The organism is Streptomyces sp. NBC_01016 (assembly GCF_026341035.1).
GTDB lineage: Bacteria > Actinomycetota > Actinomycetes > Streptomycetales > Streptomycetaceae > Streptomyces.
The window spans coordinates 2,958,108-2,972,706 of the sequence record NZ_JAPEOQ010000001.1 but is presented as its reverse complement, the minus strand read 5'-3'; the positions used below and the strand labels follow the sequence as shown (position 1 = coordinate 2,972,706).

The following is a 14,599-nucleotide window of genomic DNA, read 5'->3' as shown; positions in this document are numbered from 1 at the left end:
TGAAGCGATCGCTCGTCTGTGTAGATGAACACACTTTGTTCGAGCATCAAGAGTCTCTTGAGGAGAAGCAGCCCCATGTTTCGTCGGCGCGAGCCCGTACCGTTCGCCTTCATAGCCGAAGCCGACAAGTTCCGTAGCAACGTCGCACCGCCCCCGCGCGAGCGTCCCTCCATCGGGCAGCGCGCCGGACGCGCGCTCGTCGGCCTCACCGTCGTGGCCGGTCTCGCAGGCGCTCTGCTGATCGGGATGCCGGCCCTGTCGATCGATCAGACCACGCAGCACGTACAGCAGTCGGAGGCGTCCGACAGTCGCTGACGGTCGCGGAGTCGCCCTGTCCACCTCCGGCCCCCCTGGGGTGGAAGGCCGGTGCGACCCCGGATAGCCTCACCGGGCACAGCCCCCATACCGCGTGGACCGAGTGAGGACCCGTCGTGCCCCTGCCCTTCCTGACGGCCGACCGTGCTTTCGACGAGGCCGCGGACATCCCGCTGCCCTTCGACGACCGCGACCAGTGGCGCCGCCCGTACCGGCCAGGTCCTTACCGGGTGGGCGCGGCCGCGCTGCTGCTGCTCCTGGCGTCGTACGTGCTGTTCGCCTCGGTGATCATCGCCGTCGCGGGTGACACGTCCGCCGCGACGATCTGCGGCGTTCTCGCGGTGCTGATCATCGCGTCGGCGCTGCGGCTGCTGCGCATGGGCACCTGGGTGAGCGCGCGCGGGCTGCGGCACGTCGGCTTCTTCTTCACCCGCACGGCGCCGTGGGACAGGGTCGCCACGGCACGTACGGTGCAGCAGCCCGTGCGCTGGCTCGGGCTGCCGCGCACCGTGCAGGGGCAGGCGCTGATCCTCGTACAGCGGGATCAGCAGGGGGATCAGGCGACGCTGTTCACCAGTCACGGCGCGGACTTCCTGGGGCGGGGCACGGCGTTCGACCGGGCCGCCGACACCGTCGAGGTCTGGGCCGAGGAGTACCGCGCCCGACGCTGACGCACGCGTGCGTGCACGCACATACGAAAGGGGCCGCACCAGCATCGTGCTGGTGCGGCCCCTTCGTCGTACGTGGATGAGAACCGGCCGTGGTTCAGACTCCTACGGAGCGGCCTTCATGGAGTGCGATCGCGCGCTGCATCGCCTTCCGCGCGCGCGGGGTGTCCCGTGCGTCGCGGTAGGCGACGGCGAGGCGGAACCAGCAGCGCCAGTCCCCCGGCTCGTCCTCCGTCTCGGCCTTCCGTTTGGCGAAGACCTCGTCGGCCGAGTCGCGGTCGATCCGGCCGTACTGGTCGCGGCGGAGCTCGTCGACGGGCAGGCCGCCCTCCGACTCCAGGAGTTCGCCGAGCCGGTTGGCCTTGGTGACGAACCTGGTGTTCGCCCACAGGAACCACACGCCGATCACCGGCAGGATCAGCACCGCGACACCGAAGGTGATCGTGAGCAGCGTGCCCTGCTGGAGGAGCATCACGCCCCGGTCGCCGGCCAGGACGAAGTAGAAGACCAGGACGACGGCCGTGACGGCGTAGGTGATTTTCGCGCGCATCGCAGCAGGTCAGCCGTTCAGATCGAGGAAGTGTTCCAGGCCGAAGGTGAGGCCGGGGGTCGATACGACCTTGCGGGCGCCGAGCAGGATGCCCGGCATGAAGCTGCTGTGGTGCAGCGAGTCGTGCCGGACCGTGAGCGTCTCGCCCTCGGCGCCCAGGAGGACCTCCTGGTGCGCCAGGAGGCCGCGCAGGCGGACCGAGTGGACCGGAACGCCGTCGACGTCCGCGCCGCGCGCTCCGTCGAGCGCTGTGGCCGTGGCGTCGGGCGCGGGGGCGCTGCCCGCCTTCTCCCGCGCCGCGGCGATCAGCTGGGCGGTGCGGGCGGCCGTGCCGGACGGGGCGTCGACCTTCTTCGGGTGGTGCAGCTCGATGACCTCGACGGACTCGAAGTAGGGCGCTGCCGCCTCCGCGAACTTCATGGTCAGGACCGCGCCGATGGAGAAGTTCGGGGCGATGAGCACGCCCGTCTGCGGGGAGTCCGCCAGCCACTGGTTCAGCTGCGCGAGGCGTTCGTCGGTCCAGCCCGTGGTGCCGACGACGGCGTGGATTCCGTGGCGTGCACAGAACTCCAGGTTCTCCATCACCGAGTCGGGCGTGGTCAGTTCGACCGCGACCTGGGCGCCGGACTCGACGAGGACGTCCAGCTTGTCGCCACGGCCGAGGGCCGCGACCAGCTCCATGTCCTCGGCCGCCTCGACGGCCCGTACGGCCTCGGAGCCGATGCGGCCCTTGGCCCCGATGACCGCCACGCGCAGCTTGCTCATGATCTCCCAGTTCCTTCGGTGCGTACTGACATGCGTACCGGCATGCGTACTGAAATGCGTACGGAAGCGGTGTTACGCGACCGCTTCGTGCAGGCGCGATGCCTGCTTGTCCTTGAGCGGGCCGATGACCGACAGGGACGGGCGCTGTCCCAGGATGTCGCGTGCGACCGCGCGCACCTCGTCCGGGGTCACCGCCGAGATGCGCTCCAGCATCGCGTCGACCGACATCTGCTCGCCCCAGCACAGCTCGCTCTTGCCGATGCGGTGCATGAGCGCCCCGGTGTCCTCGAGGCCGAGGACCGTGGAACCGGCGAGCTGGCCGATGGCACGGCCGATCTCGTCGTCGCTGATGCCGTGCTGCGCGACGTGGTCCAGCTCGTCGCGGCAGATCTTCAGCACGTCGTGCACCTGGCTGGGCCGGCAGCCCGCGTAGACGCCGAAGAGGCCGCAGTCGGCGAAGCCCGACGTGTACGAGTACACGCTGTACGCCAATCCGCGCTTCTCCCGGACCTCCTGGAACAGGCGGGACGACATGCCGCCGCCGAGCGCCGTGTTGAGCACGCCCATGGCCCAGCGGCGGTCATCCGTACGGGCGAGGCCCGGCATGCCGAGGATGACGTGGGCCTGCTCGGTCTTGCGGCCGAGGAGCTCCATGCGTCCGGCGGCGCGCAGGGTCTTGCGGCCGGCGCGCGGGGCGACCGGCGCGGCGGGGCCCTGCGGTGCGCCCGCCTTGTCGAAGGCTGCGCGGACCTGGCGTACGACCTTGTTGTGGTCGACGTTGCCCGCCGCGGCCACGACCAGGTGCGTCGGGTCGTAGTGCTTCTTGTAGAAGCGCGTGATCTGGCCCCGGCTGAGCGCGTTGACCGTGTCGACCGAGCCGAGGACCGGGCGGCCGAGCGGGGTGTCGCCGAGCATCGTGTGCGCGAACAGGTCGTGCACGACGTCGCCCGCGTCGTCCTCGGTCATCGCGATCTCTTCGAGGATCACGCCGCGCTCCGCGTCGACGTCCTCCTCCTCGATGAGCGAGCCGGTCAGCATGTCGCAGACGACGTCGATGGCGAGCGGCAGGTCGGTGTCGAGCACGCGCGCGTAGTAGCACGTGAACTCCTTCGCCGTGAAGGCGTTCATCTCGCCGCCGACCGCGTCTATGGCGGCCGAGATGTCCAGTGCGCTGCGCTTCTTGGTGCCCTTGAAGAGCAGGTGCTCCAAGTAGTGCGTCGCACCGTTCAGCGTCGGCGTCTCGTCGCGCGAGCCGACGTGCGCCCAGATACCGAAGGTGGCCGAGCGGACCGAGGGGAGGGTCTCGGTGACGATGCGCAGGCCGTTCGGCAGCGTCGTCTTGCGGACCGTGCCGATGCCGCTCGTGCCCTTGATGAGGGTTTGGGTACGGGCGACGGCCCGCCCCTCCGAAGAGGTGCGGGCCGTCGCCTGGGTGCTACGGGACGTCACTTGTCGGTGTCGTCCTTCGCCTCGTCGCCCTCTTCGCCCTCGACCACGGGGATCAGGGAGAGCTTGCCGCGGGAGTCGATCTCGGCGATCTCGACCTGGACCTTCTGGCCCACGCCGACGACGTCCTCGACGTTCTCCACGCGCTTGCCGCCGGCGAGCTTGCGGATCTGCGAGATGTGCAGCAGACCGTCCTTGCCCGGCATGAGCGAGACGAACGCGCCGAAGGTCGTCGTCTTCACGACGGTGCCCAGGTAGCGCTCGCCGACCTCCGGCATGGTCGGGTTGGCGATGCCGTTGATCGTGGCGCGGGCGGCCTCGGCCTGCGAACCCTGCTGGGCACCGATGTAGATGGTGCCGTCGTCCTCGATCGTGATGTCGGCGCCGGTGTCCTCCTGGATCTGGTTGATCATCTTGCCCTTCGGGCCGATGACCTCACCGATCTTGTCCACGGGGATCTTGACCGTGATGATCCGCGGGGCGTTCGGGGACATCTCGTCCGGGACGTCGATCGCTTCCATCATCACGTCGAGGATGTGGAGGCGGGCGTCACGGGCCTGCTTGAGGGCGGCGGCCAGGACGGAGGCCGGGATGCCGTCGAGCTTCGTGTCCAGCTGGAGCGCGGTCACGAACTCCTTGGTGCCGGCGACCTTGAAGTCCATGTCACCGAAGGCGTCCTCGGCACCGAGGATGTCGGTGAGGGCGACGTAGTGCGTCTCGCCCTTGATCTCCTGCGAGATCAGGCCCATGGCGATACCGGCGACGGGGGCCTTCAGCGGCACACCGGCGTTCAGCAGCGACATGGTGGAGGCGCAGACCGAGCCCATGGACGTCGAGCCGTTGGAGCCCAGCGCCTCGGAGACCTGGCGGATCGCGTAGGGGAACTCCTCGCGCGTCGGCAGGACCGGCACGATCGCGCGCTCGGCGAGCGCGCCGTGGCCGATCTCGCGGCGCTTCGGGGAGCCCACGCGGCCCGTCTCACCGACGGAGTACGGCGGGAAGTTGTAGTTGTGCATGTAGCGCTTGCGGGTCACCGGCGAAAGGGTGTCCAGCTGCTGCTCCATGCGCAGCATGTTCAGCGTGGTGACGCCCAGGATCTGGGTCTCGCCACGCTCGAACAGGGCCGAGCCGTGCACGCGCGGGATGGCCTCGACCTCGGCGGCCAGGGTGCGGATGTCGGTGACACCGCGGCCGTCGATGCGCTTCTTCTCCTTGATGACGCGCTCACGGACCAGGGACTTGGTCAGCGAGCGGTACGCGGCGGAGATCTCCTTCTCGCGGCCCTCGAACTCCGGGAGGAGCTTCTCGGCGGCCAGACCCTTGACGCGGTCCAGCTCGGCCTCGCGCTCCTGCTTGCCCGCGATGGTGAGGGCGGCGGAGAGCTCGGTCTTGACCGCGGAGGTCAGGGCCTCGAGCACGTCGTCCTGGTAGTCCAGGAAGATCGGGAACTCGGCGGTCGGCTTGGCGGCCTTCGCGGCGAGGTCCGACTGGGCCTTGCAGAGGACCTTGATGAAGGGCTTCGCGGCGTCCAGACCGGCGGCGACGACCTCCTCGGTCGGCGCCTCGGCGCCGCCCTTGACCAGCTGGATGGTCTTGTCGGTGGCCTCGGCCTCGACCATCATGATCGCGACGTCGCCGTCCTCGAGGACGCGACCGGCGACGACCATGTCGAAGACGGCGTCCTCGAGCTCGGTGTGCGTCGGGAACGCGACCCACTGGCCGTTGATCAGCGCGACGCGGACGCCGCCGACCGGGCCGGAGAAGGGCAGGCCGGCCAGCTGCGTGGACGCGGACGCGGCGTTGATCGCCACGACGTCGTACAGGTGGTCGGGGTTGAGCGCCATGATCGTGGCGACGACCTGGATCTCGTTGCGCAGGCCCTTCTTGAAGGACGGGCGCAGCGGGCGGTCGATGAGGCGGCAGGTGAGGATCGCGTCCTCGGAGGGCCGACCCTCGCGGCGGAAGAAGCTGCCGGGGATCTTGCCGGCCGCGTACTGCCGCTCCTCGACGTCCACCGTGAGGGGGAAGAAGTCGAGGTTGTCCTTGGGGTTCTTCGAGGCCGAGGTGGCCGAGAGCACCATGGTGTCGTCGTCGAGGTAGGCGACGGCGGAGCCGGCGGCCTGGCGGGCCAGACGGCCCGTCTCGAAGCGGATGGTGCGGGTGCCGAAGGAGCCGTTGTCAATGACGGCCTCGGCGTAGTGGGTCTCGTTCTCCACTAGCGTTTTCTCCGTTTACTTTCGTCTGAATGCGTCTTTTGTCCAGCACGGCCCGTGTGGCCGAGGGACGAACGGAGAAGCGTGCCTTGAGTGCGGGCCGGTCTTCGATCGAAGCTCCCGGGGATCCTCTTGCGTCTCCGGGGGCCACTACCGAGGACCGGCGGCGGCGAGGTGGCGCTTCTCCTCATATGCGTAGTCGTACGTCACTAGACTACAAAGCCTCGGCGACAGTGCGCACGTACGGCAAAGGGAGCGGCCCCCTCAATCGGGAACCGCCCCCTCTCACAGCGTCTTTATCGGGCGCCGGCCGCACCGCGGCGGATGCCGAGGCGCTCGACCAGCACACGGAAGCGCTGGATGTCCTTCTTGGCCAGGTACTGCAGCAGGCGGCGACGCTGACCGACCAGGATGAGCAGGCCACGACGCGAGTGGTGGTCGTGCTTGTGCGTCTTGAGGTGCTCGGTCAGGTCCGAGATGCGGCGGGAGAGCATGGCGACCTGGACCTCGGGAGAGCCGGTGTCGCCCTCCTTGGTGCCGAACTCGGTCATGATCTGCTTCTTCGTAGCGGTGTCGAGAGCCACGCTTACTCCTCGTAGAGTCTGATTGCCGCCGAGTGCCCCTGGTCTAAATCTCAGGAGAGCTTCCACAACTCGGGAGGCGGGGATCCGCTGGGCGCTGCCCCCAGGAATGTCCTGCAATGCCGGGGGCGCGTACACAAACGGCCGTCACACAGCGTACCAGCCGCCCGGCGGCCGTCCTGACGACGGCCGACCGGGCCCCGGATCAGCTGACCATGCTGCGCACCTGCGTGTAGAGGCCGAGCACCGCGAGGCACAGCGGTACGAGGGTCAGCAGCACGAAGCCGTCGAACAGGTCGAGCATGCGACCCCAGAACGGGGAGACACCCTTGCGCGGCACGGACAGGCCGACGATCACGAGCAGGGCCGCTCCCCCGCCGATCGCGGCGGCGAACCAGAGGATGTGGATGTTGAGCGGGGCGCTGTCGCCCTGGATGAAGCTCTGGAGCAGGGCGTGCGGGGTGTTCAGGGTCACGCCGAGGATCAGCAGACCGAGAATCACCAGGCCGCCCACGACCAGGGACGCGACCTGCGCGGTGTAGTCGAACAGACGGGCGCGCAGCATGAGGGCGATGCCGGCGGCCAGGGCGAGCAGCTGCGCCCAGACGTCGTCGGAGAAGCCGAGAACCACACCGGCCGAGGCGACGGCGAGCGCCGCGCAGCCGATGACGAGGCCGAGGAGCAGCTCGTGGGCGCGGCGGACCTGGGCACCGATGCGGTCGAAGTCGATGTGCTCTTCCTCGTCGCGCCCGTAGTCGCGGCCCTGGGAGATCTGGTCCGGCGAGCGGTAACCGATGGGCAGCCGGGCGGAGCGGGCGGACATGCCGGGCAGCCAGGCCAGCGCGATGATCGCGACGACCGCGGTGACGCCGGCGACCTCGCTCGGCGAGGCCTCGGTCATCAGCGCGCCGAACGTGGCCAGGGCGCCGATGGCCGAGCCGAGGGCCGCCGCGACGAAGACGGCGTCGCCGTGCGGCAGCAGCACCACGAGCAGCGCGGAGGCGATCAGCACCACGACACAGCCGGACAGCAGCTGCAGCCGGCCCGGGCCCGAGTCGGCACCGGTCGGGAAGATCCCCGAGCCCGCGATCAGCAGGTGCGGCAGGGCGGCGAGACCCAGCGAGGTGGACGCGGCACGGTCGTCGTACACCCGCGCACGGACCACGGAGAGGGCCACGAGCAGCACGCCGACGACACCGGCGATGATGCCGGGCAGGCTGTGCATGTCGCGCTTGATCGGGTTCGAGAACCAGAGCGCGAACGCCATCAGCGACAGCAGCAGGACGCCCGCGCCGAGACCGACGACGCTCATCAGGTCGTCGCTCCAGCGGCGCCGGTCCCGGCGCACGGCGGAGGCGACCGCGTCGGAGACGTCGTCGAACACGGCGGCGGGCAGCGACTCGGAGAACGGGCGCAGCATCAGCACGTCGCCGTCGAGGACCCGCTGGTCCGCGAGCGAGCGGCCGGCGTCGAGAACGGTGCCGTCCCGGCGGACCAGGTGGTACCCGGTGGGGTCGCCCTCGGCCTGGCTCTGCCCGGAGAGCTGGAGGATCTCCGGGTAGATGTCGGCCAGAGCGGCGTCCTCGGGCAGGGCCACATCGATACGTGCGTCCGGTGCGGCGACGGTGACCCGGCAGAAGCCGGTTCCGCCTCCGGCAAGAGCTGTGGTGCTCACCTCGCGGTTCCCCCTAATGTCATGACTTGGTGTGGCATCGGTGCGGCGGCGCGGCGTCCGGACGGCGTCACGCGCGGTGCGACAGCGTAGCGTCCTGAGCCCATCTCACCCCACAGGCCCCGGCACTTGACGAGAGTCAGTAGGATCACCGGGCACGCCGGAGCTCTTTGCCTTCGGCCTGGGGGAACCGCCAGTAACGGGGGCGGTCCGACATGTCCCGACGTGCACGACATCCGTGCGCGCTGAACTGATCGACGACTGAAGATTTAAGGACTGGTGCTTCGGTGAGCGTGGTCATCGTCAAGCGACCGCCTCGGGTGTTGCCACCCGACGTACCGACGGACGAGGTGCGTCTCGAGCCGCCGCCGGAGCTGGCGCGGGCCGAGGACCAGAACCTCATGATGAGCCTGCTGCCCATGCTGGGCATGGGCACGTCGTCGGCGTTCTTCTTCACGTCCGGCCAGTCGATCATGAAGATCATGGGTGGCGTCATGATCGTCTCCACCCTGGCCATGGCGCTGACGCAGTTGGTCAAGGCCCGGCAGGGCGGCGGGGCCGAGATGGCCCAGGAACGCCAGGACTACCTCAAGTACTTGACCCAGATCCGGCGTGACGTGCGCACCACCGCGCGCATGCAGCGGGACGGACAGTACTTCCTGCACCCCAACCCCGAGCAGCTGTGGGCGCTGGTCGCCGAGGGCCGCCGGGTGTGGGAACGGCGCGGCAGCGACTCGGACTTCACTCAGGTGCGGCTCGGGCTCGGCCCGCAGCAGCTGGCAACTCCCTTGATGGCGCCCGAGACTGCGCCGCTCGACGAGCTGGAACCGCTCACCGCGCACGCGATGAAGTCGTTCCTGGAGACCCACGGCACGCTGGACGCACTGCCGTTGGCCGTGTCGCTGCGCTCCTTCTACCACGTGAGCGTCTCCGGTGATCCGGACACCACGTACGGGGCCGCCCGGGCGATGATCGCCCAACTGTGCACCCTGCACTCGCCCGAGGACCTGCGGGTCGTCGTCGTCGCGTCGCCCGGCGCGATGGCCGAGTGGGAGTGGACGAAGTGGCTGCCGCACGTGCAGCACAGCAGCACCGACGGCGCGGGCTCCCAGCGCGTGATCGTGGGCGACCTCGGCGAGGTCGAGGAGATGCTCGCCGACGAGCTGGAGGGCCGCGGCCGGTTCAACCCGCAGGGCGCACCGGTCGTCGACCAGCCGCACCTCGTCGTCGTCATGGACGGCGGAGACATCCCCGACGACTCGCTCATCGCGGGCGCCGAGGGCCTGCAGGGCGTCACCATCATCGAGGTGGTCCCCGGCATCGTCGAGGAGCTGCGCGGCTCGCTGTCCGTGCAGGTCCAGCCGGACAGCCTGCTGCTCGAGTCGCAGGGCGGCACCCAGTACACCGGCACCTGCGACACCCTGTCGCTCACCGAGGCCGAGGCGCTGGCGCGCCAGCTCGCGCCGCTGCGCGCCGGTTCGGCGGACGGCGACGAACCGCTCCTCGCCAACCTGGACTTCACCGAGCTGATGGGCATCGGCGACGCCGGTTCGGTGGACGTCGGGCGCACCTGGCGGCCCCGCACGCTGCACGAGCGGCTGCGTGTGCCGCTCGGTGTGGACCGCGACGGGCAGCCGGTCATGCTCGACATCAAGGAGGCCTCCCAGGAGGGCATGGGCCCGCACGGCCTGTGCGTCGGCGCCACCGGTTCCGGTAAGTCCGAGGTGCTCCGCACGCTCGTGCTCGCGCTCTCGGTGACGCACTCCTCGGAGACGCTGAACTTCATCCTCGCCGACTTCAAGGGCGGCGCGACCTTCGCGGGCATGTCCGAACTCCCGCACGTCGCCGCCGTGATCACCAACCTGGCCGACGACCTCACCCTGATCGACCGCATGCGCGACTCGATCACCGGTGAGCTCCAGCGCCGCCAGGAGCTGCTCCGCTCGGCGGGCAACTACGCGAACATCACCGACTACGAGAAGGCCCGTGCGGCCGGCGCCCCGCTGGACCCGCTGCCGTCCCTCGTCATGGTGCTCGACGAGTTCTCCGAACTCCTCACGGCCCGGCCCGACTTCATCGACATGTTCATCCAGATCGGCCGCATCGGCCGGTCCATGGGTGTGCACATGCTGCTCGCCTCGCAGCGCCTGGAAGAGGGCAAGCTCCGCGGCCTCGACACCTTCCTGTCGTACCGCATCGGTCTGCGTACGTTCTCGGCCGCCGAGTCGCGTACCGCGATCGGTGTCCCCGACGCGTACCACCTGCCGAACGTCCCCGGCTCGGGCATCCTCAAGTACGACACCGAGACGATGATCCAGTTCAAGGCCGCGTACGTCGGTGGCGTGTACCGCGCCGGCGGCTCCGGTGGCGGTGGCTCGCGCACCCACCGGCAGCCGGTGCTCTTCACGGCCGCGCCCGTCGCCGAGCAGATCATTCACGAGCCGGAGCCCGAGGTCGTTCCCGACCAGGTCGACGACGCGCTCGCGGACACCGTCCTCGACGTGATCGTGGCCCGCATGATCGGCCAGGGTCCGCCCGCCCACCAGGTGTGGCTGGCGCCGCTCGAGGAGTCCCCTTCGGTGGACTCGCTGCTCCCGCCGCTGTCGACGACTCCGGAGCGCGGCCTGCACGCCGCCGACTACCCGGCGCTCGGCAAGCTGGTCGTGCCGATGGCGCTGGTGGACAAGCCGTTCGAGCAGCGGCGCGACATCCAGTACCTGGACTTCTCCGGTTCGTCCGGTCACGGTCTCGTGGTCGGTGGTCCGCAGTCCGGCAAGTCGACGCTGATCCGGTCGATCATGACCTCGTTCGCGCTCACCCACACCCCGTCCGAAGTGCAGTTCTACTGCCTGGACTTCGGTGGCGGCGGCATGCTCGCGATGGAGGGCCTGCCGCACGTCGGCGGGGCCGCCTCGCGCCTCGACTCCGAGAAGGTCCGCCGTACGGTCGCCGAGGTGCGCGGGATCCTCAACGAGCGCGAGGAGTTCTTCCGCGCCAACAACATCGACTCCATCGGTACGTTCCGGTCCCGGCGCGCCGCCGGGCGGTACCCGGACCAGCGGTGGGGCGACGTCTTCCTCATCATCGACGGCTGGGCCGCCTTCAAGACCGACTACGAGCAGCTCGACCCGGTCATCCTCGACCTGGCCTCGCGCGGCCTCGGCTTCGGCGTCCACCTGATCATCGGCTCCGGCCGCTACACCGAGGTCCGGCCCGCCCTGCGCGACCAGCTCCTCAACCGTGTGGAGCTCAAGCTCGGTGACCCGATGGAGTCCGAGTTCGACCGCAAGAAGATGGAGGCCGTGCCGCTCGGCATGCCCGGTCGCGGTCTGACCCCGGACAAGCTCAGCTCGCTCGGCGCCCTGCCCCGGATCGACGCCGCCTCCGACGTGGAGACCCTCGGCCAGGCCATCGAGCACATGGTGACGACGATCTCCGAGCACTGGCAGGGCCCGCCGGCCCCGCCGGTGCGCATGCTGCCGACCAAGCTGCACATCAGCGAGGTCCCCAAGGGCAGCGACTTCCCCGAGCGGGGCGTCGCGATCGGTGTCGACGAGACGACGCTCTCGCCGTCGTTCATCGACTTCGAGACCGACCCGCTGATGGTGGTCTACGGAGAGTCCGAGTCCGGTAAGTCGGCGGTGCTGCGCATGATCGCCAAGCAGATCTCCGAGCGGTACGCGACCGACAAGGCGCTCATCGTCGTCGGCGACTACCGGCGCGCGCACCTGAGCGAGATGCCCGAGTCGCACCTCTACAAGTACTGCGCTTCGGGACCGCAGCTCCAGGAGGTCGTCACGAGCCTCGCGGGTTCCATGGGCCGCCGTATGCCGGGTCCGGACGTCACTCCGGAGCAGCTGCGCAACCGCTCGTGGTACGACCTGCCGGACGCGTTCATCATCGTCGACGACTACGACCTGGTGGCCACCAGCTCGGGCAACCCGCTCCAGTCGCTGCTCGAGTACCTGCCGTTCGCCCGCGACCTGGGCCTGCGCATCATCATCGCGCGCAGCTCCTCCGGTGCGGCGCGTTCGTCCTTCGAGCCGGTCATGCAGCGCATGAAGGAGCTCGGCGCGACGGGCCTTGTGCTGTCCGGCGACCCGGCCGAGGGCCAGATCTTCGGCCCGCTCAAGCCTCAGCGGCTGCCGCAGGGCCGAGGCATGCTCGTCACCCGCAAGGGTGGGGCGCAGCTGGTGCAGACGGCTTGGCTTCCGATGCGCAGCAATTAGTCGGCGAGCCATTGGTCGGCCGGGCCGGCCGCCCAATGGGCACAGCTGACGCGCGTGTAGTTCTTGCGTACGGTACGGCGCCGGGGATCGGTTGAATCCGATCCCCGGCGCCGTACGCGCAACAAGACCCGAGGAGACGGAAGTTGACCACCGCACCGCGCACCGCCGATGAGGCCCTCGCGATCGCCCGGACGACGTTCCAGCCGCAGTGCGCGGACGGCACCCCGGCGACGCTCAACGTCCAGGAGTTCGACCTGGGCTTCCTGATCTACGCGACCTTCCCGCCGACCGAGCCGCCTTCGTACGGAGGCAGCCACCTGGTCATCTCGAAGGCGGACGGCTCGACGATGTACGTCCCGAACTTTCCGCCGGAGTCGGCGATCAGCCTGTATCGGCGGCAGGTGGGGCGGGGTTGACGGGGGCCGGGGGCTCTCTCGCGGCCCTCTCCGGCCCACTCCCGGCCCACTCCCGGCCCACTCCCGGCCCGCTGTCACCGGGCGGCACTAGACTTTGCGGTCAACGCTCCGCCTTCCTTGACCGTTTACCACCCCGTCCGAGGGAGACCCAGCCGTGACCACGCACGACCAGGACGAACGGCAAGCCGGACAACCGGCCGATGGCGGCTCCCCCGCCGTCACCGGCCCCGGCAACACCGCGGTGTTCACGTACGTCGATCCGCGCACCGGCGAGGAGACGTACCTGACGCGTGTCTCGGGCCCGGGCCTGCCGCACGTCGAGTACCAGGCGTGGGCGGACCTGCGCGCCGCGGACGTACCCGCGAGCAACGTGGTGGCGGTTCACACCGACCTCAGCCCCGGCTCCCTGCCGGGCGGCTACACGCTCAACGCGCTCAGGGCCGGTTTCCCGAGCGCGGCACTCTCCTCCAGCCACCCGTACGGCGGGGACCCGGCCGAGCGCGCGGAGGGCGTCGCCGCGCTGACCGAGCGGGTGGCGTCGATGGCGCAGCTCGCGGGCCAGGCGCCGCCGCCGCGCCCGCACCGCGTGCCGCTGCCCTCGCCGACGGCCTCGGCGCCGACGCTGCCGGCCGAGCTCCCGGGGAATCTTCCGGTGCAGCGCTACGGGACGGAACTGCTCGCTTCGGCCGCGCTCCCCGACGCCGCGCGCGCCACCCTCGCGAGCCCCGGGCTCCCCGCCGACGTCCGCTTCTTCTTCACCGCGGACCGGCCCGAGAGCCCGCCGCGCGGCGGGCTGTTCGTGGACGCGGCGACGCACTTGCGGGAGCTCGGTGCGGAGCTGTCCCCCGCCGCCGACATCCTCTCCGCGCACACCCGCATCGGCACGGACGGCCAGTACGTCATCACGGTGCAGCAGGAGGCCGGCAGCGTATGGGCGGCGAACCCGACGACGGGCAGCGGCCGTTACGTCAACGCGTCGGTCGCCGCCTTCGCGCACTGCCTCACCACGCTCGCCACCACGCGCGAGCTCATGGTGGGCAGGAACCCGTACGAGGCGGGGTCGACGGTCGCCGACCTCCAGGCCCGCCTGATCGCGCTCGACCCCACGTGCTTCGACGACGCCGGCAACTGGTGGTCGGTGATCATCGAGCAGATGTGGCACGGGCTGTTCTGACCGCTACGCCGCTGTTAGCTGTCCGCTGTCCGCCCGTTCGCAGCCCGAGAGGACTCTCATGCCCCGCGAAGGATTCCGTTCCGATACGACGACCCTGTCCGACGAAGGCACGAACTTCCAGGACCTGGGCACCGCGTTCGCCAAGGCGGCGGCCTCCCTGCAGAACGGCCTCGCCTCCGTGAACGCCTGCGCCCCCACCAGCGGCGAGGCCCCCGCCCCCGAGAAGGGCCAGGTGGAGGGCTTCGTCCAGGGCCTGACCAGCTTCGCCGACAAGGCGGACATGCCGCCGTGGGGCGACGACGAGATCGGCGAGAAGTTCGGCATCGCCTACGAGGGTCTGCAGACCGGAATGTTCGAGTCGATGAAGCACCTGGCTCAGGAGCTGACGAACATCGGGGGCGCGCTCAGCGCGATGGCCAAGAACCACGACGAGAACGAGTCCTTCAACGAGCAGCTGATCCGCCAGGAACAGAACGACGTCGACTTCGCGGCGGGCAGCGGAGGCACGATCTCCAGCATGAGCAAGATGACGTGAAGGGATGGGTGGCTGCCGGGCGAGACCAGGAGGCG

12 protein-coding genes are annotated in these 14,599 nt (G+C 69.8%); 6 read left to right on the top strand and 6 right to left on the bottom strand.

All coding sequences use genetic code 11. The annotated features are described in order from the left end of the window. Positions 1-75 precede the first annotated feature (75 nt). A complete protein-coding gene (locus tag OG746_RS13870; protein ID WP_266714896.1) occupies positions 76-315 on the top strand; it encodes a hypothetical protein in 240 nt (79 codons plus the stop codon). A gap of 116 nt (positions 316-431) precedes the next feature. After that, the gene (locus OG746_RS13865) at positions 432-986 is read left to right on the top strand and encodes an SCO5741 family PH domain-containing membrane protein (RefSeq protein WP_266714895.1); all 555 of its coding nucleotides are present in this window, start codon (positions 432-434) and stop codon (positions 984-986) included. A gap of 94 nt (positions 987-1,080) precedes the next feature. Here OG746_RS13865 and OG746_RS13860 read toward each other — a convergent pair whose 3' ends face one another. The 6 genes from OG746_RS13860 to eccD all read right to left on the bottom strand — a co-directional run bounded on the left by OG746_RS13860 (position 1,081) and on the right by eccD (position 8,213). Further along, the gene (locus OG746_RS13860) at positions 1,081-1,533 is read right to left on the bottom strand and encodes a tetratricopeptide repeat protein (protein WP_266714894.1); all 453 of its coding nucleotides are present in this window, start codon (positions 1,531-1,533) and stop codon (positions 1,081-1,083) included. A 9-nt stretch (positions 1,534-1,542) separates the two neighbouring features. Then, entirely contained in the window at positions 1,543-2,298 is a 756-nt protein-coding gene (gene dapB / locus OG746_RS13855; protein ID WP_266714893.1) for a 4-hydroxy-tetrahydrodipicolinate reductase, read from the bottom strand. 72 nt (positions 2,299-2,370) lie between these two features. Beyond that, positions 2,371-3,747: a M16 family metallopeptidase gene (locus OG746_RS13850; RefSeq protein ID WP_266714892.1), complete on the bottom strand. Its 1,377-nt coding sequence runs from the start codon at positions 3,745-3,747 to the stop codon at positions 2,371-2,373. After that, the gene (locus OG746_RS13845; protein WP_266714891.1) at positions 3,744-5,960 is read right to left on the bottom strand and encodes a polyribonucleotide nucleotidyltransferase; all 2,217 of its coding nucleotides are present in this window, start codon (positions 5,958-5,960) and stop codon (positions 3,744-3,746) included. The genes OG746_RS13850 and OG746_RS13845 overlap by 4 nt, the downstream gene beginning before the upstream one ends. 293 nt (positions 5,961-6,253) lie before the next feature. After that, a complete protein-coding gene (rpsO, locus tag OG746_RS13840; RefSeq protein WP_266714890.1) occupies positions 6,254-6,541 on the bottom strand; it encodes a 30S ribosomal protein S15 in 288 nt (95 codons plus the stop codon). 202 nt (positions 6,542-6,743) lie between these two features. Next, positions 6,744-8,213: a type VII secretion integral membrane protein EccD gene (gene eccD / locus OG746_RS13835; RefSeq protein WP_266714889.1), complete on the bottom strand. Its 1,470-nt coding sequence runs from the start codon at positions 8,211-8,213 to the stop codon at positions 6,744-6,746. A gap of 284 nt (positions 8,214-8,497) precedes the next feature. Here eccD and eccCa point away from each other — a divergent pair, with 284 nt between their 5' ends. The 4 genes from eccCa to OG746_RS13815 all read left to right on the top strand — a co-directional run bounded on the left by eccCa (position 8,498) and on the right by OG746_RS13815 (position 14,564). Further along, a complete protein-coding gene (gene eccCa / locus OG746_RS13830) occupies positions 8,498-12,439 on the top strand; it encodes a type VII secretion protein EccCa (RefSeq protein WP_266714888.1) in 3,942 nt (1,313 codons plus the stop codon). Positions 12,440-12,582: 143 nt separating this feature from the next. Then, complete coding sequence (locus OG746_RS13825; protein WP_266714887.1) at positions 12,583-12,855, top strand: SUKH-4 family immunity protein; 273 nt, start codon at positions 12,583-12,585, stop codon at positions 12,853-12,855. A gap of 154 nt (positions 12,856-13,009) precedes the next feature. Further along, the gene (locus OG746_RS13820; protein ID WP_266714886.1) at positions 13,010-14,029 is read left to right on the top strand and encodes an SUKH-4 family immunity protein; all 1,020 of its coding nucleotides are present in this window, start codon (positions 13,010-13,012) and stop codon (positions 14,027-14,029) included. 58 nt (positions 14,030-14,087) lie between these two features. Then, positions 14,088-14,564, top strand: coding sequence for a hypothetical protein (locus OG746_RS13815; protein WP_266714885.1), 477 nt, complete (start codon positions 14,088-14,090; stop codon positions 14,562-14,564). Positions 14,565-14,599: the final 35 nt, after the last annotated feature.